16 protein-coding genes are annotated in these 21,545 nt (G+C 52.3%); 4 read left to right on the forward strand and 12 right to left on the reverse strand.

What is annotated here, in order from left to right; genetic code table 11:
* Positions 1–160: 160 nt before the first annotated feature.
* Positions 161–487, reverse strand: a complete 327-nt coding sequence (gene glpE, locus OGY71_RS14480) for a thiosulfate sulfurtransferase GlpE (protein WP_003827629.1) — start codon at positions 485–487, stop codon at positions 161–163.
* Positions 488–685: 198 nt separating this feature from the next.
* Between glpE and glpD the strand changes: the two genes are divergently transcribed.
* On the forward strand, positions 686–2,194 hold the full coding sequence (gene glpD, locus OGY71_RS14485; RefSeq protein WP_286613437.1) for a glycerol-3-phosphate dehydrogenase: 1,509 nt from the start codon (positions 686–688) through the stop codon (positions 2,192–2,194).
* Between the two features lie 142 nt (positions 2,195–2,336).
* Here glpD and glgP read toward each other — a convergent pair whose 3' ends face one another.
* The 6 genes from glgP to asd all read right to left on the reverse strand — a co-directional run bounded on the left by glgP (position 2,337) and on the right by asd (position 13,086).
* On the reverse strand, positions 2,337–4,784 hold the full coding sequence (glgP, locus tag OGY71_RS14490) for a glycogen phosphorylase (RefSeq protein WP_003827624.1): 2,448 nt from the start codon (positions 4,782–4,784) through the stop codon (positions 2,337–2,339).
* Positions 4,785–4,803: 19 nt separating this feature from the next.
* Positions 4,804–6,237, reverse strand: a complete 1,434-nt coding sequence (gene glgA / locus OGY71_RS14495) for a glycogen synthase GlgA (RefSeq protein WP_003827622.1) — start codon at positions 6,235–6,237, stop codon at positions 4,804–4,806.
* Positions 6,237–7,532: a glucose-1-phosphate adenylyltransferase gene (gene glgC, locus OGY71_RS14500; protein ID WP_003827621.1), complete on the reverse strand. Its 1,296-nt coding sequence runs from the start codon at positions 7,530–7,532 to the stop codon at positions 6,237–6,239. The genes glgA and glgC overlap by 1 nt, the downstream gene beginning before the upstream one ends.
* Positions 7,533–7,546: 14 nt before the next feature.
* Positions 7,547–9,523 carry a glycogen debranching protein GlgX gene (gene glgX, locus OGY71_RS14505; protein ID WP_286613438.1) on the reverse strand — a complete coding sequence of 659 codons (1,977 nt, stop codon included), beginning with the start codon at positions 9,521–9,523 and terminating at the stop codon, positions 7,547–7,549.
* Entirely contained in the window at positions 9,523–11,706 is a 2,184-nt protein-coding gene (glgB, locus tag OGY71_RS14510; protein WP_003827616.1) for a 1,4-alpha-glucan branching enzyme, read from the reverse strand. Before glgB ends, glgX begins: the two co-directional genes overlap by 1 nt.
* A gap of 273 nt (positions 11,707–11,979) precedes the next feature.
* Positions 11,980–13,086 carry an aspartate-semialdehyde dehydrogenase gene (gene asd, locus OGY71_RS14515; protein ID WP_003827614.1) on the reverse strand — a complete coding sequence of 369 codons (1,107 nt, stop codon included), beginning with the start codon at positions 13,084–13,086 and terminating at the stop codon, positions 11,980–11,982.
* Positions 13,087–13,276: 190 nt separating this feature from the next.
* On the opposite strand from asd, the gene yhgN reads away from it, so the two are divergent.
* Together yhgN and OGY71_RS14525 are read left to right on the forward strand one after the other, a co-directional pair.
* Complete coding sequence (yhgN, locus tag OGY71_RS14520) at positions 13,277–13,870, forward strand: NAAT family transporter YhgN (protein ID WP_003023480.1); 594 nt, start codon at positions 13,277–13,279, stop codon at positions 13,868–13,870.
* A 129-nt stretch (positions 13,871–13,999) separates the two neighbouring features.
* A complete protein-coding gene (locus OGY71_RS14525) occupies positions 14,000–15,205 on the forward strand; it encodes a type II restriction endonuclease (RefSeq protein WP_286613439.1) in 1,206 nt (401 codons plus the stop codon).
* A gap of 36 nt (positions 15,206–15,241) precedes the next feature.
* Here the strand turns inward: OGY71_RS14525 and OGY71_RS14530 are convergent, their stop codons facing one another.
* Positions 15,242–16,672 carry a DNA cytosine methyltransferase gene (locus OGY71_RS14530; RefSeq protein ID WP_286613440.1) on the reverse strand — a complete coding sequence of 477 codons (1,431 nt, stop codon included), beginning with the start codon at positions 16,670–16,672 and terminating at the stop codon, positions 15,242–15,244.
* A gap of 397 nt (positions 16,673–17,069) precedes the next feature.
* Here OGY71_RS14530 and OGY71_RS14535 point away from each other — a divergent pair, with 397 nt between their 5' ends.
* Positions 17,070–17,516 carry a hypothetical protein gene (locus tag OGY71_RS14535; protein ID WP_149335481.1) on the forward strand — a complete coding sequence of 149 codons (447 nt, stop codon included), beginning with the start codon at positions 17,070–17,072 and terminating at the stop codon, positions 17,514–17,516.
* A gap of 95 nt (positions 17,517–17,611) precedes the next feature.
* On the opposite strand, the gene gntU is transcribed toward OGY71_RS14535, so the two are convergent.
* From gntU to yhhW, 4 genes are all read right to left on the reverse strand, one after another.
* Entirely contained in the window at positions 17,612–18,952 is a 1,341-nt protein-coding gene (gntU, locus tag OGY71_RS14540; protein WP_003827609.1) for a gluconate transporter, read from the reverse strand.
* Positions 18,952–19,482, reverse strand: a complete 531-nt coding sequence (gene gntK / locus OGY71_RS14545) for a gluconokinase (RefSeq protein ID WP_003023475.1) — start codon at positions 19,480–19,482, stop codon at positions 18,952–18,954. The genes gntU and gntK overlap by 1 nt, the downstream gene beginning before the upstream one ends.
* A 141-nt stretch (positions 19,483–19,623) precedes the next feature.
* The gene (gene gntR, locus OGY71_RS14550) at positions 19,624–20,619 is read right to left on the reverse strand and encodes a gluconate operon transcriptional repressor GntR (RefSeq protein ID WP_003023473.1); all 996 of its coding nucleotides are present in this window, start codon (positions 20,617–20,619) and stop codon (positions 19,624–19,626) included.
* Between the two features lie 222 nt (positions 20,620–20,841).
* Positions 20,842–21,537 (reverse strand): quercetin 2,3-dioxygenase, encoded by a 696-nt coding sequence (yhhW, locus tag OGY71_RS14555; RefSeq protein ID WP_003023472.1) that lies wholly within the window; start codon positions 21,535–21,537, stop codon positions 20,842–20,844.
* Positions 21,538–21,545 lie beyond the last annotated feature (8 nt).

The raw sequence follows: 21,545 nt of genomic DNA on the forward strand, positions 1-21,545 counted from the left end.
GCTTCATCCACACAAAAGAGGACAGTATATATACCCTTCTTACTTCGAGCTGCATCTTTGTTGGCTTTCCTCGCTCACTCCGGTCACGTACTGTTCGTACGCTCCCGGAGATTCGCTGCGTCGCCGTCGCGATGCAACTCGAATTAATTTGGGTATAGCCTTACGAACCGTATGCCACTTCTGCCGGAAAATGTCGATGCCAGGCGTCGAAGCCGCCGTCAACGCTGTAAACCGCGTCATAGCCCTGCTGAAGAAGATATTGCGCCGCGCCTTTACTGCTGTTGCCGTGATAACACATCACCAACACGGCGGTGTCGAAATCATGCTCGCGCATAAATGACCCCAGCGTGTCGTTCGTCAGATGAAACGCCTGCGGGGCATGACCCATGGCATAGCTTTGCGGATCACGGATATCCACTAACACCGCGCTACCCTGATGCAGCTTCTGATGCGCTTCTTCGACATTAATACATTCAAACTGATCCATTGCTCTCTCTTCTTTATATGGCAGGTGACGCTTTTCGGACATGTTACTGCTTAGTGTACGTCCCGACGGCAGTTAAACGCCATAATGTTATATGTATCACTGTAAATTGTTTATTCGATGTTACCAATGGCGCGATTCTTTGCTATTATGCTCGATAACGAACATTAATGAGCTATAACGAAAGTGCGAGAGGCCAGCATGGAAACCAAAGATCTGATTGTGATAGGTGGAGGCATCAACGGTGCCGGTATCGCGGCAGATGCCGCTGGACGCGGTTTATCCGTGCTGATGCTGGAAGCGCAGGATTTAGCCTGCGCCACCTCTTCCGCTAGCTCCAAACTCATCCACGGTGGCCTGCGCTACCTGGAACACTACGAATTTCGTCTGGTAAGCGAAGCGCTGGCCGAACGTGAAGTGCTGTTGAAAATGGCACCGCATATCGCCTTCCCGATGCGCTTTCGTCTGCCCCACCGCCCGCACCTGCGTCCGGCGTGGATGATCCGCATTGGTTTGTTTATGTACGATCATCTGGGCAAACGCACCAGTTTGCCAGGTTCTACTGGTTTGCGTTTTGGCGCAGATTCCGTAATGAAACCTGAGATTGTGCGCGGTTTCGAATATTCTGACTGCTGGGTAGACGATGCGCGACTGGTTTTGGCAAACGCCCAAATGGTCGTACGCAAAGGCGGAGAAGTATTAACCCGCACTCGCGCCACTTCTGCTCGCCGTGAAAACGGTTTGTGGATTGTTGAAGCTGAAGATATCGATACCGGCAAAAAATACACCTGGCAGGCGCGTGGCCTGGTCAACGCCACTGGTCCGTGGGTGAAAGAGTTCTTCGACGACGGTATGCACCTGCCATCGCCGTACGGCATTCGCCTGATTAAAGGCAGCCACATCGTTGTGCCGCGCGTACATACCCAGAAGCAAGCTTATATTCTGCAGAACGAAGATAAGCGTATCGTGTTTGTTATCCCATGGATGGACGAATTCTCGATCATCGGGACGACAGACGTTGAATACAAAGGCGATCCGAAAGCAGTGAAAATTGATGAAAGCGAAATCAATTACCTGCTGAAGGTCTACAACGCGCACTTTAAGAAACAACTGGGTCGTGATGATATCGTCTGGACTTACTCGGGCGTGCGTCCGCTGTGCGATGACGAGTCTGACTCACCGCAGGCGATCACCCGTGATTACACGCTGGATATCCACGACGAAAACGGCAAAGCGCCGCTGCTGTCGGTCTTTGGCGGTAAGCTGACGACCTATCGTAAGCTGGCTGAGCACGCGATGGAAAAACTGGCATCGTACTATCAGGGAATTGGTCCGGCGTGGACGAAAGAGTGCATTCTGCCTGGCGGCGACATTGGCGGTGATCGCGAAGATTACGCAGCCAAACTGCGCCGTCGATACCCGTTCCTGACCGAGTCGCTGGCACGCCATTATTCTCGCACCTACGGCAGCAACACCGAATGGGTCATCGGCGAAGCCTCCTCGCTTGCCGAGTTAGGTGAAGACTTTGGCCATGAGTTTTATGAGGCCGAGCTGAAATATCTGGTCGATCACGAATGGGTTCGTCGCGCGGAAGATGCGCTGTGGCGTCGCACGAAAGAAGGTATGTGGCTGAACGCTGAGCAGCAGTCACGCATGACCCAGTGGCTGGCGGAGTATATCGAGAAACACCAGCTGTCGCTGGCGTCGTAAGCAAGTACACGAACGTAGGCCGGGCAAGCGAAGCGCCCCCGGCAACGAGCGCCCTGTAGGCCCGGTAAGCGTCATCGCTATCGGGCCTTTTGCCGGATGGCGGCTAGCGCCTTATCCGGCCTACAGGTAGTCCTATCCCTTATTACAACCGCACCGAATCAATATGCCAGATGTTTTCGGCGTACTCTTTGATCGTCCTGTCCGACGAGAAGTACCCCATGTTGGCGATATTAATCATCGACTTGGTGGTCCACTCTTCCGGGTGACGATACAGTTCATCTACCTTATCCTGGCAATCAACGTAGCTGCGATAATCCGCCAGAACCTGATAGTGGTCGCCAAAGTTAATCAGCGAATCCACCAGGTCACGATAGCGTCCCGGCTCCTCAGGGCTGAACACCCCGCTGCCAATCTGCGTCAGCACCTGGTGCAGCTCTTCGTCTTTCTCATAATACTCACGCGGCTTGTAGCCCTGGCTGCGTAAAGCCTCGACCTCTTCCGCCGTATTACCAAAGATAAAGATATTTTCTGCGCCCACATGCTCCAGCATCTCAACGTTGGCACCGTCCAGCGTCCCGATGGTCAGCGCGCCGTTAAGAGCAAATTTCATATTACTGGTACCGGAGGCTTCGGTCCCGGCCAGAGAAATCTGCTCAGACAGATCAGCAGCAGGAATAATCACCTGCGCCAGGCTGACGCTGTAGTTGGGGATAAACACCACTTTCAGCTTGTCGCCAATTTGCGGATCATTGTTGATCACTTTCGCGACGTCGTTGATCAGGTGAATGATGTGTTTCGCCATGTAATAAGCAGAAGCCGCTTTACCTGCGAAGATATTCACACGCGGTACCCACTCAGCGTCAGGATCGGCCTTAATGCGGTTGTAGCGGGTAATCACATGCAGCACGTTCATCAACTGACGTTTGTATTCGTGAATACGCTTTATCTGCACATCAAACAGCGATTTCGGGTTCACCACCACGTTCAGCTGCTGGGCAATAAGCGTGGCCAGACGCTTTTTATTCTCCAGCTTCGCGCGGCGCACCGCCTGATTTACCAGCGGGTAATCGCAGTGCTGCTCAAGCTCACTGAGCTGGCTGAGATCGGTTCGCCAGGTGCGGCCAATGTTCTCATCCAGCACTTCAGAGAGCGACGGGTTGGCCAGCGCCAGCCAGCGACGCGGCGTCACGCCATTGGTGACGTTGCAAAAACGAGTCGGGAAAATCTTCGCAAAATCAGCAAACAGTGACTGCACCATCAGGTTGGAGTGCAGCTCGGAAACGCCGTTAACCTTGTGGCTCACCACCACCGCCAGCCATGCCATACGCACACGACGGCCGTTAGATTCATCGATAATCGACGTCCGCCCCAGCAGAGCGGTATCGTTCGGATACTGTTCCTGTAACGTCTTCAGGAAGTAGTCGTTGATTTCAAAGATGATTTGCAGATGGCGCGGCAAAATTTTGCCCAGCATATCGACAGGCCAGGTCTCCAGCGCTTCGCTCATCAAAGTGTGGTTGGTATACGAGAAGACCTGGCAGCAGACCTCAAACGCATCGTCCCAGCTGAACTTATGCTCATCGATCAGCAAACGCATTAGCTCTGGGATCGACAGCACCGGATGGGTGTCGTTGAGGTGAATGGCAATTTTATCCGCCAGGTTGTCGTAGGTTTTGTGCAGCTGGTAATGACGGCTCAGAATGTCCTGCACCGTGGAGGAGACCAGGAAATACTCCTGGCGCAGCCGCAGTTCACGTCCTGAATAGGTGGAGTCGTCCGGGTACAGTACGCGGGAGACGTTCTCGGAGTGGTTTTTATCTTCCACCGCCGCAAAGTAGTCGCCCTGGTTAAATTTACCGAGATTAATCTCGCTACTGGCCTGGGCATTCCACAGACGCAGCGTGTTGGTGGCGTCGGTGTCGTAGCCGGGGATAATCTGGTCGTAGGCGACCGCGAGGATCTCTTCGGTTTCTATCCAGCGCGTTTTCTTACCTTCCTGCTGAATACGCCCGCCAAAACGCACTTTGTAGCGCGTGTTGTGGCGTTTGAATTCCCACGGGTTACCGTATTCCAGCCAGTAGTCCGGCGACTCTTTCTGGCGGCCATCAACAATGTTCTGCTTGAACATGCCGTAGTCATAACGAATACCGTAGCCGCGTCCCGGCAATCCCAGCGTTGCCAGAGAGTCCAGAAAGCAGGCCGCCAGGCGCCCGAGACCGCCATTGCCAAGACCCGGGTCGTTTTCTTCGTCGATCAGATCTTCAAGATCCAACCCCATTCCTTCCAGCGCATTTTTGACATCGTCATAAATGCCCAGCGATAACAGTGCATTGGAAAGCGTGCGGCCAATCAGAAACTCCATAGACAGGTAATAGACCTGACGAGTTTCCTGAGATAATTGCGCACGGTTAGAACGCAGCCAGCGCTCCACGAGACGGTCGCGCACCGCGAACAACGTGGCGTTCAGCCACTCATGTTTATTGGCAATGACCGGGTCCTTACCAATCGTGAACATCAGCTTATAGGCAATAGAATGCTTAAGTGCCTCTACGCTGAGTGTGGGCGATGCATAAGTAAATGGAGCATTCATATAGGTGATTCCTGGATATCTATTTCAAGCGATAGTAAAGCTCACGGTATGACTTCGCCGCGACTTGCCAGCTAAAATCCATGGTCATGGCCTGACGTTGTACAAACCGCCAAAGCGAAGGCCGGGACCACAATACGAAAGCACGCCGGATCGCGCGTAACAGCGACCAGGCATTACTATCTTCAAATACAAACCCACTGGCGATACCGTCCGCCAAGTTTTCCAGCGAACTGTCAGAGACTGTATCAGCCAGCCCACCGGTGCGCCGCACCAGCGGCAGCGTGCCGTACTTCAGTCCATACAACTGCGTTAAGCCACACGGCTCAAAACGGCTGGGAACCAATATCACATCGGCCCCACCCATGATGCGGTGCGAGAAGGCTTCGTGATAGCCGATCTGCACACCCACCTGTCCTGGATGTTCCGCCGCTGCGGCGAGGAATCCTTCCTGTAATACCGGATCGCCCGCGCCTAGCAATGCCAGCTGTCCACCCTGCTCTAACAACCCCGGCAGCGCTTCCAGCACCAGATCCAGCCCTTTTTGACTGGTCAGACGGCTCACCACAGCAAACAGCGGTACTTTATCGTTGACCTTAAGTCCCATCGCTATCTGAAGCTGACGTTTGTTTTCTGCCTTCTCCTCCAGCGTGTCGCGCGTATATCGCGATGCCAGCAGGAGATCGGTTTCCGGGCTCCAGATTTTTTCATCAACGCCGTTCAGCACGCCGGAAAGGCGCCCTTCGCGATGACGTTGCTGCAACAGACCTTCCATGCCGTAGGCAAACTGCGGCTCGGTAATTTCCCGCGCGTAGGTCGGACTGACCGCCGTAATGTGGTCGGCGTAGTACAACCCTGCCTTCAGAAACGAAATCTGCCCGTTAAACTCCAGTCCGTGCACATTAAAGAACGACCATGGCAATTGGATGTCATCCATATGCTTTGCATAAAACATGCCTTGATACGCCAGGTTGTGGACGGTGAACACCGATTTCGCCGGATGGCCGCGCGCCGCCAGATACGCCGGAGCCAGACCCGCATGCCAGTCGTGCGCATGCACCACATCCGGGCGCCAGAATGGGTCAAGGCCACAGGCCATTTCACAGCCAACCCAGCCCAGCAATGCAAAACGCTGCACGTTATCGGTATAAGCAAACAGGTTAGTGTCGTGATACGGACTACCGGGGCGGTCATAGAGATGCGGCGCGTCAATCAGGTAAATACCCACGCCGTTGAAATGCCCGAACAGCAGCGTGATACGTCCGGCGAAGGTATCCCGACGCGTCACTACCTGCGCATCGGGAATGCCGCGACGAATATCAGGAAACGCCGGGAGCAGCACGCGGGCATCCACGCCGTCCGCTATTTGCGCTGCGGGTAACGCCCCAATAACATCCGCCAGTCCCCCGGTTTTTAACAGGGGGAACATCTCTGAACAAACGTGTAAAACCTGCATTATCGCTCCTGTTTGATCTGCAGTTTGCGTAGCATTTCACGCGTGACCAGCACAATACCTTCCTCTGAACGGTAGAAACGACGCGCATCTTCTTCCGCGTTTTCACCAATCACCATGCCTTCGGGAATAACGCAGGCGCGGTCGATAATGCAACGACGTAAGCGGCACGAACGTCCCACCCACACTTCAGGTAACAACACTGCCGAATCAATGTTACAGAATGAATTCACCCGCACTCGCGGGAACAGAACGGACTGCACCACCACCGAACCTGAAATTATGCATCCGCCAGAAACCAGCGAGTTCAGCGTCATTCCGTGGCTGCCGGAACGGTCCTGAACAAATTTCGCCGGTGGCAGCGATTCCATGTGCGTACGGATTGGCCAGTCCTGGTCGTACATGTCCAGTTCAGGCGTCACCGAAGCCAGATCGAGGTTCGCCTTCCAGTAGGCCTCCAGCGTACCCACGTCACGCCAGTACGGCTCGGATTCCGGGTCAGACTGCACGCAGGACAACGGGAATGGATGTGCATACGCCATGCCAGCTTCGGTGATTTTCGGGATAATGTCTTTACCGAAATCGTGACTGGAGTTTTCATCAAGGTCATCTTCCGCCAGCAATTCATACAGATAATCGGCGTTGAAAACGTAGATCCCCATACTGGCAAGAGATTTGGTCGGGTCGCCAGGCATCGCTGGCGGGTTGGCGGGTTTTTCAACGAACTCGATAATTTTATCGGTGTCGTCCACGTCCATCACGCCAAACGCGCTGGCCTCTTCAATAGGCACTGGCATACAGGCCACGGTGCAACGCGCGCCTTTCTCGACGTGGTCGATCAGCATGCGTGAGTAGTCCTGCTTGTAGATATGATCGCCCGCGAGGATCACCACATATTCCGCTTTATAGCGTCGAATGATGTCCAGGTTTTGGGTCACCGCATCCGCCGTGCCGCGATACCAGTTTTCACCCTGCATTCTCTGCTGGGCAGGTAGCAGATCGACGAACTCGTTCATCTCTTCGCTAAAGAACGACCAGCCGCGCTGAATATGCTGCACCAGCGTGTGGGACTGGTACTGAGTGATCACGCCAATACGGCGGATCCCGGAGTTAATACAGTTGGATAAGGCAAAATCGATAATGCGGAACTTACCGCCAAAGTGCACAGCAGGTTTGGCACGTTTGTTGGTTAAATCTTTTAAGCGGGTACCGCGGCCACCGGCCAGGATCAGGGCAACAGATTTTAATGGCAGCTGGCGCGCCAACATTACACGATCGTTCTTCTCTAAACTCACCATGACTAACTCCTTTTTTATCTTCTCTGGAACACACACAGTCCGTGCGCAGGTCCCTGCCAGACAGCCGTAAGCACCGGATTATCCTCTCCGGCAAATGGGGGAACGGCGCACCATCCCCCTTCAGGTAAAACGATATCTGTCACCTCAAGCGTGGCATTTATTGCAATCAGAAAACGGTCTGAAAGCAGGATTTGCATCTGCCTCGGGCCGTTTTGCCACTCATCCGCACTTAAGGGTTGTGCGTACTTATTCAGCCAACGAACATTGCCATCGCCCTCTTCCCACCAGCGATCACCCGTTAATGCAGGAATTTGCTGACGAAGATGGATCAGGGCTGCGGTAAATGTGGTTAGTCCGCTGTTTGCCTGCTGCCAGTCCAGCCAGGTTAGGACGTTATCCTGGCAGTAAGCGTTATTGTTGCCGTGCTGGCTATGACCATGCTCATCGCCCGCCAGCAACATCGGCGTCCCCTGGGAGAGCAACAGCGTGGTTAACAGCGCATGAATGCTGTCGCGCCGCCGCTCAACCAGGTCCAGCGTGCCGCCTAATCCTTCTTTACCATGATTGTCGCTGTAGTTATTGCTAGTGCCGTCGCGATTTTCCTCACCATTCGCTTCATTGTGCTTATTTGTGAAGCACACACAGTCGCGTAGCGTAAAACCGTCGTGCGCAGTCACCAGATTGACCGTCGCGCTGGGTTTGCGACCATTGCGTTTAAACACGTCGCTTGATGCGGCAAAACGCCCGGCAAACTCACCCAACGAGAGATTACGCTGGAGCCAGAAGCGTCGGGTCGCATCGCGGAAATGGTCATTCCACTCGGCAAACGGCGGAGGGAAATTCCCCACCTGATAGCCGCCTTCACCAATATCCCACGGTTCCGCAATCAGCTTAACGCGTGAGAGCTGCGGACAGTTTTGGATCGCGGTAAACAGCGGCGCATCCTGACGAAACGCAGGTGTACGCCCCATGACGGAAGCCAAATCAAAACGAAAACCATCCACATGGCAGGTTTCAACCCAGTAGCGCAGGCATTCACATGCGTATTCCACAACGCCGGGATGGCTCAGATTGAGGGTGTTCCCACAACCGGTCCAGTTGTAGTAATCACCATCGTCCCTGATCCAATAATAGCTACGGTTATCAATTCCGCGCAGCGAGAAGACGGGGCCTTCGAGATCCAGCTCGGCGCTGTGGTTCAAAACGATATCGAGAATGACCTCAATCCCCGCTTTGTGCAGCGCTTTTACCGCGTCGCGAAACTCATCAAGCGCACTCTCCGGCGAACAGGCATAGGCCGGATGCAGCGCGAACATCGCTACCGGGTTGTAGCCCCAATAGTTCGACAGCCCCAGCCGTTGAAGCCGTGGTTCGCTGGCAAAATGCGCCACCGGCAGCAGCTCCAGCGCGGTAATGCCGAGGCGCTTGAAGTAATCGATCATCACTGGATGGCCCAGCGCTTTGTAGGTTCCGCGAATCTCTTCCGGCAGCTCAGGATGCAAATACGTCAACCCTTTGACATGCGCTTCGTAAATCACGGTATTGCCCCACGGCGTGCGCGGCGGGGCATCATCCTCCCAGTCATAATGATCGGACACCACCACGCCCTTCAGCGCGATGGTGGCATTATCATGATGATCCGGTTCATTTAGCCCACCGTGCAGCAGCGGGTTATCTTTTAACTCGCCATCCACCCGACGGGCGCAAGGGTCAAGCAGCAGCTTGGCCGGATTAAACCGGTGGCCCTGCTGCGGTTGCCATGGGCCATGAACACGATAGCCATAGCGCAGACCGGGCCGGGCGTTGGCCAGATAGCCATGCCAGACATCACCGCTACGCCCCGGCAGGTCATAGCGAAGTTCGCACCCTTGCTCATCGAATACGCATAATTCAACGCGTTCAGCGTGGGCCGAGAAGAGTGTGAAATTGACACCATGGCCGTCATACGTTGCACCATGGGGGGTGGCGTTGCCGGTTGCCAGTTGCGTCATTACCCCTCCCGGACCAGCCAAATCGTTGCCAACGGCGGTAACGTGAGGCTCAGTGAGTGCTGACGACCATGGCTGGCGATTTCATCGCTGTGCACCGCACCGCCGTTACCGGTATTGCTGCCGTGGTAATGCATCGAGTCGGTATTGAGGATCTCACGCCATTTGCCTGGCTGATTGATACCGAAGCGATAGCCGTGGCGGGGCACAGGCGTAAAGTTACTGACCACGATGATTTCATTGCCGACCTTGTCACGACGCACGAAAGCCAGCACCGAACGTTCATTGTCATCTACCACCAGCCACTCAAAGCCATAGGCGTCAAAGTCGAGCTCGTGCAGCGCTTTGTGATGACGGTAGGTGTGGTTCAGATCGCGCACCAGACGCTGTACGCCGTGGTGCCAGTTATCGCCACCTTCCAGCAGGTGCCAGTCGAGGCTGGCGTCATGGTTCCATTCACGTCCCTGCGCAAACTCGTTGCCCATAAACAGCAGTTTTTTGCCCGGGAAGGCCCACATCCAGCCGTAGTAGGCGCGCAGGTTGGCAAACTTCTGCCATGCGTCTCCCGGCATGCGATCGAGAATGGATTTTTTACCGTGTACCACTTCATCATGCGACAGCGGCAGGACAAAGTTTTCGGTGTAGTTGTACAGCATGCCGAAGGTCAGCTTGTCGTGATGGTACTGACGATGAATCGGGTCCAGCTTCATGTAGTCCAGCGTGTCGTGCATCCAGCCGAGGTTCCACTTATACCAGAACCCTAAACCGCCCATATCCTGTGGTCTTGAAACGCCGGCAAAGTCGGTGGACTCTTCCGCCATGCTCACCGCGCCCGGAACTTGCTCGCCAAGAATGCGGTTGGTATTGCGCAAAAACTCAATGGCTTCAAGGTTTTCACGACCACCAAATTCGTTTGGGATCCATTCCCCTTCTTTGCGGCTGTAGTCGCGATAAATCATCGACGCCACGGCATCCACGCGCAACGCGTCGATCCCAAAACGTTCAATCCAGTACAGAGCATTACCCACCAGGTAGTTGCTGACTTCACGGCGACCGTAGTTGTAGATCAGCGTGTTCCAGTCCTGGTGATACCCTTCGCGCGGGTCGCTGTGCTCATAAAGGTTAGTGCCATCAAACTCTGCCAGACCAAAGTCGTCCGATGGGAAATGGCCCGGCACCCAGTCGAGAATGACGTTCAGCCCCGCCTGATGCGCGGCATTCACGAAATAGCGGAAATCATCGCGAGTCCCGAAGCGACGGGTCGGCGCATACATGCCGGTGGGTTGGTAACCCCAGCTACCGTCGAACGGATGCTCGTTAATCGGCAACAGTTCGAGGTGGGTAAAGCCCATCCACTTGGCGTAAGGCACTAACTGATCCGCCAGCTCGCGGTAGCTCAGCCAGAAGTTGTTATCGGTATGACGACGCCATGAACCCAGATGTACTTCATAGATAGAGATCGGCGCATCAAACTGATTGGCTTTTTTACGCTCCTCGCTTTGCACCACTTTTTCCGGCAGACCGCAAATAAGTGACGCGGTTTCCGGGCGCATTTGCGCTTCAAACGCGTAAGGGTCGGCTTTAATCCGCAGCTTACCGTTGGCATCGATCATCTCGTATTTATACAGCTGACCATGCTGCGCACCGGGGATAAACAACTCCCAGATACCGCTTTCTTTACGCAGGCGCATCGGGTGGCGACGGCCATCCCAGTAGTTGAACTGACCAACCACCGAAACACGCTGGGCGTTGGGTGCCCAGACGGAGAAACGCGTACCGGTGACGCCATCCATGGTATCCGCATGCGCACCCAGCGTTTCGTAAGGTCGCAGATGCGTACCTTCAGATAACAGCCATGCATCCATATCCTGGATCAGCGGACCAAAACGATAAGGGTCATCAATCAGATTCTGCTGTCCATGCCAGACAACGGCCAGCTGATAGCGAAAGAAATTTTTACGGCGGGGAAGTACTGCACAGAAAAAACCGCGAGAGTCGAGGCAATCCAGCTTGCCGACTTTGCGTCCGGTTTTGGGTTCGATCACCCACACTTCGGTGGCGTCAGGTAATAGGGCGCGGACTTCGAGTCCAGCATCAGTTTGGTGCATACCGAGTACGGAAAAAGGATCCGCAAAATGGCCTGCAATTAGCGCATTAATCACGTCTCTATCGATACGAACGGACATGGTTGTCATCCTGTTTTATGGTGTCACCCCTTCCAACTGATTTTCGACATCAGGTAGTGACACTTTTTTTGACCTGAACGGCGCAGCACAATTGTGCATCCTCTCTGCGTCGTCCCACCTTCAGGCAACAACTTAATACCTCCGGTACTAAGTCACCCTTAAAGAATAGCCAATGCTTTATCTTACTCCTGGTAAAAAATGAAACATCTGCGCTTACTCCTGTATTACGCAAAAAAAGGGGTGATTCCTCACCCCTTGATCGTTAACAAACTATTACGCCAATTGGCGCAGCATACGGCGCAATGGCTCCGCAGCACCCCACAGCAACTGGTCGCCCACGGTAAAGGCTGACAGGAACTCCGGTCCCATGTTCAGCTTACGCAGACGGCCTACTGGCGTGGTCAGCGTGCCGGTGACGGCCGCCGGGGTTAGCTCACGCATGGTGATATCCCGATCGTTTGGTACAACTTTGGCCCACGGATTGTGCGCCGCCAGCAGTTCTTCCACGGTCGGAATAGACACATCTTTTTTCAGTTTAATGGTGAACGCCTGGCTGTGGCAGCGCAGCGCGCCGACGCGCACGCACAGACCATCAACCGGGATCACGGAAGACGTGTTGAGAATTTTGTTGGTTTCCGCCTGTCCCTTCCACTCTTCGCGGCTCTGACCGTTATCGAGCTGTTTGTCGATCCACGGAATCAGGCTACCGGCCAGCGGTACGCCAAAGTTATCAACCGGCAGTTCGCCGCTGCGGGACAGGGTCGTCACTTTACGTTCGATGTCGAGAATAGCAGAGGAAGGGGTCGCCAGTTCCTCGGCCACATGGCCATACAGATGACCCATCTGAGACAGCAGCTCACGCATATGGCGCGCGCCGCCGCCGGAAGCCGCCTGATAGGTTGCCACGGAAACCCAGTCAACCAGGTCATTGGCAAACAGGCCACCGAGAGACATCAGCATCAGGCTAACGGTACAGTTGCCGCCGACAAAGGTCTTAATACCTTTATTCAGGCCGTCGGTGATGACATCCTGGTTAACCGGATCGAGAATAATGATGGCATCGTCTTTCATCCGCAGCGAAGAGGCTGCGTCAATCCAGTAACCTTGCCAACCGCTTTCACGAAGCTTTGGATAGATTTCGTTGGTATAATCGCCGCCCTGACAGGTCACGATGATATCGAGCGCCTTCAGCGCATCCAGATCAAAAGCGTCCTGAAGTGTGCCGGTCGCGGTGCCACCGAACGTCGGTGCCGCCTGCCCAAGCTGGGAAGTAGAAAAGAAAACAGGGCGAATGGCGTCGAAGTCACGCTCCTCAACCATGCGTTGCATGAGAACAGAGCCGACCATACCGCGCCAGCCGATAAAACCAACATTTTTCATAGCGTTTTTTCCTGCAGAGATGTGTGCTGTGTATGCTAACCAGTATCCTACTGGCCTATCCTTCACCATACAAAAAGCAGCCAAAGTCGCAAGTGAAATTAATCAATGATAGCGAAGCCATCAGTAATGCGACTTATCCCGCTGCGCAAGCAAGCAGAAAGTCCGCGGTAATTATCAGGGAATTTGAGTTATGAATGAAATCATTTCAGCGGCAGTTTTATTGATCCTGATTATGGATCCGCTCGGAAATCTGCCCATTTTCATGTCCGTATTGAAACATACCGAACCAAAACGTCGCCGCGCGATTATGATTCGCGAGCTGTTTATTGCGCTGTTGGTGATGCTGATATTCCTGTTTGCGGGCGAGAAAATTCTGGCATTTCTTAACCTGCGTGCAGAAACCGTATCGATCTCCGGGGGCATCATTCTGTTCCTGATCGCCATTAAGATGATTTTCCCCAGCGCCACCGGGAATAGCACCGGGCTTCCGGCTGGTGAAGAGCCGTTTATCGTACCGCTGGCGATTCCGCTGGTAGCCGGGCCGACAATCCTGGCCTCATTAATGTTGTTGTCGCATCAGTATCCAAACCAGATGGGGCACCTGGTGATTGCGCTGCTGATCGCCTGGGGCGGCACATTCGTGATTTTGCTGCAGTCTTCGCTATTTTTACGCCTGCTGGGAGAGAAAGGGGTTAACGCGCTGGAGCGCCTGATGGGGCTGATTCTGGTGATGATGGCAACCCAGATGTTCCTCGACGGTGTAAGGATGTGGATGAAGGGGTAAAAGTTCCCTTCTCGTGACTATTACAATTAGATTTTTTCCAAGTTTTGAAGATAAAACCTACTGTTCAAAAGCTGTCCGTTCTAGTTAAGCTGTTGCAGTTGATTACCACTTTAAAAGTAAGGATACATAATGTCTGGTTTTCAGGGTTGGCTCCTCGATAAAGCAAACGAGAATTATTTTATTTTTATCAAACGCCTTTCAGCAAACGATACAGGAGCGACAGGAGGCCATCAGGTTGGCCTATACATTCCCTCAGAGATTGTAGAAGAGCTTTTTCCATCGATTAATCACAGAACGGAGCGAAATCCTTCTGCATTGATTCAGGCAAGCTACTCCTCGCATGCCTGCGCTGATACTGAAGCAAGAGCAATCTATTACAACAATAAATTTTTCGGGGGTACAAGGAACGAGAAGCGTATCACTCGCTGGGGTCCAGGTAGTCCTCTTCAGAATCCAGAAAATACAGGTGCACTTACTATTCTAGTTTTTGAACATGAACCTAAGTGCGATAGTAAAGGCGTTGATATATGGGTATGCAATGGACCTGAGGAGGAAGATATTGTCGAATCAGCTCTTGGGGAAATCATTCCCGGAACATGGCTATTTGGACCCGCTTACGAAATTTTAGGTGGTTTAGCGCCACAGCCGAGAGCAAAACAAAAAGAGTATACAATACCAAAACAATGGGAGCAGGATTTCCCATCAGGAAATGAAATAATAAAATATTCAGCAATATATTACACAGCAGAATCCAAGTGCCCAGATGAGCAACTTATAAAACGCCGTCAAATTGAGTACGATATCTTCCTTATGGTCGAGGAGATACATGTACTCGATATCATCCGTAAAGGATTCGGATCTGTTAATGATTTTATCGCAATGGCAAACTCTGTTAGTAACAGGCGTAAGTCTCGAGCTGGGAAATCACTCGAACTTCATCTCGAACAACTTTTCCTTGAACATGGTCTCAAGCATTTTACAACCCAGAGCGTAACTGAGGGAAACAAAAAGCCTGATTTCATTTTCCCTTCCTCCGAAGCCTATCATAACGAGCTTTTTCCCAATGAAAAACTTCGTATGCTGGCTGTCAAAACAACATGTAAAGACAGATGGAGGCAAGTTCTAAATGAAGCTGATAAAATAAATAAAATCCATCTATTCACACTTCAAGAAGGTGTTTCACTTACCCAGTTTAGAGAAATGCAGAGTGCAGGTGTCAAACTAGTTGTACCTTTACCATTACATAAAAAATACCCAGAGAATATTCGGAAAGAATTAATATCTTTAGGCTCATTTATTTCCGAGCTGATAGATCTTTATAGTGAACAACCATAAATACGTCTCCGGCGAAAAGCCGGAGATTATTAGCCACTATTTCTCACTCTTGCATGCTTGTACTGATACTGCCTTAGTAATATAGGATTCAAGCAAACGTGCAACAGCTTCAAATACCGGAACAACGACAGAATTACCAAACTGTCGATAAGACTGTGTATCCGAGACTGGTATCCTGAAAGGCTTTCCACCGGGTCTTTCAAACCCCATTAACCTTGCACACTCATGTGGTGTAAGTCTTCTAGGACGGTTAGCTTGGTTATTCTCATTACTGAAGTCAGCTTCACCTAATGCTTTATCCCAACCACGATCAATCAAAATTTCAGATCCATCTTTATGGTAGCGAGCAGACAACGTACGGGCAACACTATCAGGTTTTTTAGGGTCTACAAGACCAAATCCAAACCCATTTCCTTTGGCTGCGTGTTTTTTGGCATAGTTATAAAGATACTCCCATAGCTTTGGCGTTAATATATATTTGCTATCCACTACTGGATCAAGCAACTCACCAAACGTAGGTCTTTTCTCAGGATAAAATCGGCTAATATCCCTTAACGTAAACCCTTCATGAATGTTAAGGTCTCGCCGGAAACCAACTAAAACAATACGTTCTCGATGCTGAGGAAGGAAATGCTTCCCATCAATTATTTTGGGGTCATCTGAGCCAGAAACAGCAGAATCTGCGACCTCATATCCTAATTCATCAAGCGTATCCATGATGACTTTGAAAGTTTTACCTTTATCATGGCTTTTAAGGTTTTTAACATTTTCAAGCACAAAGATTGCTGGTTTTTTTGATTTAATGATACGAGCGACATCGAAAAACAACGTCCCTTGAGCTTCGCATTCAAACCCATGCGCTCTCCCGAGCGAGTTTTTTTTACTAACACCAGCCAAACTGAAGGGTTGGCAAGGGAAACCAGCTAAAAGCACATCATGATCTGGAATGTGTTCATTTATATGCTTATAAGCATCAATTTCTGCTATATCATCCCTATCACTTAACGTGACTTCTCGGATATCGAGATTGAACTGATGTTCATCCTCATCATTAAACCAATTAGCTTTGTAAGTTCGAACTGCTTCTTTATTCCATTCACTAGTAAATACACACTGGCCACCGATGGACTCAAACCCTTTACGAATACCACCAATGCCTGCAAACAAGTCAATAAACCGAAAGGCATAGTTAGGATGATGCTTCGGAGGTTCAGGGAGCATTTTTTTGAGTAAAATCTCCTCTGCAGAGGTCAACGATTTAGGGCTGCATTTGCCATTAATCCAGCGATTAAGAGTCTCTCTGCTCCATTCATTTTTACCTACTTTCCTCAATAACTCAGCAACATATTTCTGATCGTAGATTTCCAAGACCTTTTTAATCAGCTCTTTATCATTATCTTGCCGCTGTTTTTCTTCTTCTTCAGATTTCAGTAAAAGATTCTGGGCAAGTAATTCAAATTCAGACATAGCACCTCCAATGGGTCTCATTGGTGATAGTCTATCACTCATTTGACCCAGATTAAATTTATTTATCTGGTTATTTACACAGTACTAGTAGAGCTAGTCTATCTATTTTCATTTCTGCGAAGCGCCTTCCGGAATGCCCTCTTGTCAGCATCGCGGATTAGCATTATCTTCTCGCTGCACCTGCAAAACCAGGTGCCGGGATTGGTCCCCTGATTACCTCATTCGCGATAAAATCACTTTTGTCGTGCGACCAGTTACACCTCTATGGTGGGCTGGACGGTGGCGTCGTAAGACGCGCCGGTATCCAATGAGGCCGGTAGGACCAACTCCGTTCAGCCCGCCACCAAAAGGTTGGTCCCTTCGGTGGTGGTAAATTTCACTCATTGGAGGCTGCCCTATGGCGACTACCCCTCTCTTTTCACACTCTTTATTTACCCTGCCCTTTAGCCATGCCACGGACTTCACCGAGTTGGCGGATAACTGTGAGCGTTTTGTCGAAGGGCTTGTTGAATGTCATGACCCGGTTGAAAAACTGGCGATGTGCGCGCGCCTGTCGGCCTGTCTGGCACTATTGCAACCAACCTTAACGGAGCCTGTACCGCAGCATCTACAGGCCAGCCTGACGGTAGAAACCTTACCGACCCGCTCTCCCCTCTTTGAACCCGAACCAGATCAGATGGGGCGTTACTGCCAGCTTTTGACGCATTTACTGATGAGTAAAACGCTGTCTGACGAGATGGAACGCGTGGCGGGTGATTTACTGCAGGATTTAGTGGGCTATTTCGCCGATACGCTAAAAGCGCCGCGTTGGTTGAAAACCGAGGATGGGGTGATGGTGCTGTAAAAAAGCCGGGTGGCGGCTTCGCCTTACCCGGCCTACGGTGTCGATATGTGCTCGTTTCCAGGCCCGGTAAGCGCAAGCGCCACCGGGCAATGCCATCAGCTCAACAGCTGGAAAGCAATCATACCGACAATCGCGCCAACCGTACCGAGGATGGTTTCCATCATCGTCCAGGTCTTCAGCGTTTGCGCTTCAGTCGCGCCGGTAAATTTACCGAACAACCAGAAACCAGCGTCGTTAACATGGCTGACCACGATAGAGCCGCCCGCGATACAGATAGACAGCGCCGCCATCTGAGCACCGGAGTAGTTCAGTTGCTCAATCACTGGCATCACCAGACCGACCGCCGTTAAGCAGGCCACTGTCGCGGACCCCTGAATGATACGCACCGCCGCCGCCAGCACGAAGCAGGTGATAGCGATCGGCAAGCCCATACCGGTTAACGCTTCGCCCAGTGCAGGACCAACACCGGAATCTACCAGCACCTGTTTGAACACGCCGCCCGCGCCAATCACCAGCAGAATAATCCCCGCTGGCTGCAGCGCATGGCCGCAGATCTCCATCACGCGGTCTTTTGGCATGCCCTGGCGCACCGCCAGACCATAAATCGCCACCAGACAGGCAACCAGAATCGCGGTAAACGGATGACCGATAAACTCGAACCATTCGTAGGTTGAAGAACCGACCGGAACAAAGCGTGCGGCGATGGTTTTCAGACCAACCAGCACCAGCGGCAGCAGGATAAGCGATAAGCTGAAGCCAAAGGAGGGCATTTTGCCTTCGCCCAGATGCGGCTCGGTAATGTCTTCCGGTACGTGCAGCTCAACGTAACGGCTGATGAAATTACCCCACAGCGGCCCGGCGATAATCATGCCCGGAATCGCGGCGCACAGGCCAATCAGGATCATCCAGCCAAAGTCGGCGTGCATCTGAGAGGCCAGCAGCATCGGCGCAGGCCCCGGCAGCAGGAACGCTGCGGCAGCCGCCACGCCCGCAAACAGCGGAATGACCAGCTTAACCAGGTTAGTACCGGTGTGGCGTGCCATTGAAAACGCTACGCTAATCAGTAGCACAATCGCCACCTCAAAGAACAGCGGCAGCGCGCAAATCAGACCGGCCAGGCCAATCGCGTAATGTGCGCGGCTGTGACCGAAGGATTTCAGCATTTTGACGGCAATCTGATCGACCGCGCCGGTCTCATGCAAAATCTTGCCGAACATCGCCCCCAGCGCCACCACAATCGCCAGGAAACCGAGCGTGCCTCCCATCCCTTTTTCCATGGTCGCCGCGATTTTATCGAGCGGCATACCGGAAAAGAGACCTGCACCAATGGATACCACCATCAAAGCAACGAAGGCGTGCATACGCGCCTTCATCACTAAAAACAGCAGTAATAAAACGGACCCTACTGCTGTTAAAACAAGCGTTAATGTGCTCACTACTTACTGCCTTGGTTAATAACCTCAATGGTGCTGGCGACCACACCGTCCAGTGGTTGATCGATATCGACCACCAGTACATCGTTTTCATTCGCACCCGGTTCTTCCAGCGCTTCAAACTGGGTAACCAGCATCTGTGTTTTGAAGAAGTGGCCTTTACGCGCCTTCAGACGGCTTTCGATAACGTCAAAATCCCCTTTCAGATAAATGAAAGAGAGGTTCGGGTTACCGTCGCGCAACTGGTCGCGGTAGACTTTTTTCAAGGCAGAACAGACGATCAGCGAAACCTTGTTGGTACGCTGCATCGCAAAAGCGGCGTCATTCAGCGCCTGTAGCCACGGTTTACGGTCGTCATCGTTGAGTGGCTCACCGGAAGCCATTTTCATGATGTTGCTGCGCGGATGGAGAAAATCGCCATCAAGAAACGCGGCCTGCAGTTGATGCGCCACTTCGCTGGCGACAGCAGATTTACCGCTGCCCGATACGCCCATCAGAACGTAAACGTGGTGATCATGATTAGTCGTGCTCAAAGCGTTGCCCCCACTGGTACAAGAATCAGGAAATTGTTACGGGTAACTGTTATCGGTAACATTGTCCAGCCGGATAAATAGAGAAGCAATATCCATTCGTGCTTGAAGTGTATAAGTGTGAGCTACTTCAAAGTTGTTGGCTTAAATAGATCCGCCCGGTGACAAGGTGAAACCTAAATCTAACATTTTAGGCGTGACTGCTTCACCACGAATGCGCGCCAGCAGGCGTTCTGCGCCAATGCTTCCCATCCGTTCACGCGGCGTGAGCACACTCGCCAGACGCGGCTCCATCACCTGCCCGATGTCGTGACCGTGGAATCCGGCAATCGCCATGTCATCCGGGATTTTCAGCCCTAAACGCTGGCATTCGAAGGCCGCCCCTACCGCCAGGTCATCGTTGGTACAGAAAATGCCGTCGAGCTGCGGGTATTCGCGCCGCGCCTGACGGATGAGTTCAATACCGGAGGAGTAGGAAGAAGACTGTTCCACCATCACGCTGTACGGCACCAGGTTGGCATCGCGCATTGCCTGTTCGTAGCCTCTCTGTTTGATGATAGTACGCTCATCAAGACGTGCGCCAAGATAGGCTACATGACGGTGCCCGCGGGCGATAATAGCGGCAGTCATCTGACGCGCGGCTTCGAAGTTGTCGAAACCGACGGCGATATCCAGACACGGAGACTGGCTGTCCATCAATTCAACCACCGGGATACCGGCAACTTCAATCATTTTCAGCGTACGGGGCGTATGGCTACGTTCGGTGAGGATCAGGCCATCGATATTCCACGACAGCATCGATTCCAGGCGCTCTTGTTCCATCTCAGGCTTATAGCCGTAGTGCGCGAGCATGGTTTGATAACCATGGGCGTCGGTGACGGCCTCAATGCCGCGTAGCACTTCAGCAAAAACCTGGTTAGTGAGAGACGGTAACAGCACGCCGATAGCGCGGCTGGTGGCGTTAGAAAGGATATCAGGAGCGCGATTGGGAATATAACCCAGCTCATCAAGTGCAGCGGCAATTTTGCCCCGCAGCGCCACGGAGACCTGCTCCGGGTTACGCAAAAAGCGACTGACCGTCATTTTGGTCACGCCCACGCGGTCGGCTACATCCTGAAGTACGGGTCTTTTCTTTTTCATCGTCCTGAAGCGTTAAAAAGGGATAGATTCCCCCAGTTTACCACGGACGTGCGTGAACCTTTGCAGAGAAAAAAAGGAGTTTTTATTGTGATAAATACACAAAATCATTCGAGTTGCATCAAGGCGGCGACGCAGTGAATCCCCGGGAGCGTACATTAAGTACGCAACCGGGGTGAGCGAGGAAAGCCAACACAGATGCGGCTTGAAGGATGACGTGTATTTTTATACTGGCGGCAGGTCAAACAGTAACACTTCACTGTCGCTGTCGGCATGAATAGAAATTGCCTGTTCATCCCAGATTGCCAGACCGTCGCTGGTGGTCGCTTTGGTCCCGTTAATCGTCACGTTACCTTTTACCACCTGGATCCAGACGCGGCGTTCGGCAGCAATTTGATGCACTGACTGCTCATCTTTGACCAGCGCCCAACGGTACAGCTCCATATCCTGGTACACTTTCAGTGAACCATCACGGGCATCCGGCGACAGCACCAGTTGTTTACCCTGAGCGGCATCAAAACGACGCTGTTCATAACGCGGAGTAATACCGTTCTCCTGCGGCATGATCCAGATCTGATACAGATGCAGCTTCTCAGTATTGCTCGGGTTGTACTCCGAGTGACGGATCCCCGTCCCGGCGCTCATAATCTGAAACTCACCGGCCGGAACCTGCTCTTTATTGCCCATGCTGTCCTGATGCTCTACCGCGCCTTCCAGCACGTAGGTCAGGATTTCCATGTCTTTATGGGGGTGAGTACCAAATCCCTGACCTGCATCGATCACGTCATCGTTAATCACGCGCAGTGCCGAGAACCCCATAAAGTTCGGGTCATAGTAGTTGGCAAAAGAGAAGGTATGCCAGGAATCAAGCCAGCCATGATTAGCGTGGCCACGGTCGTTAGCTTTGCGTAAGTAGATCATTGTGTTCA

Source organism: Citrobacter sp. Cpo109 (genome assembly GCF_030332565.1).
Classification (GTDB): domain Bacteria; phylum Pseudomonadota; class Gammaproteobacteria; order Enterobacterales; family Enterobacteriaceae; genus Citrobacter; species Citrobacter portucalensis.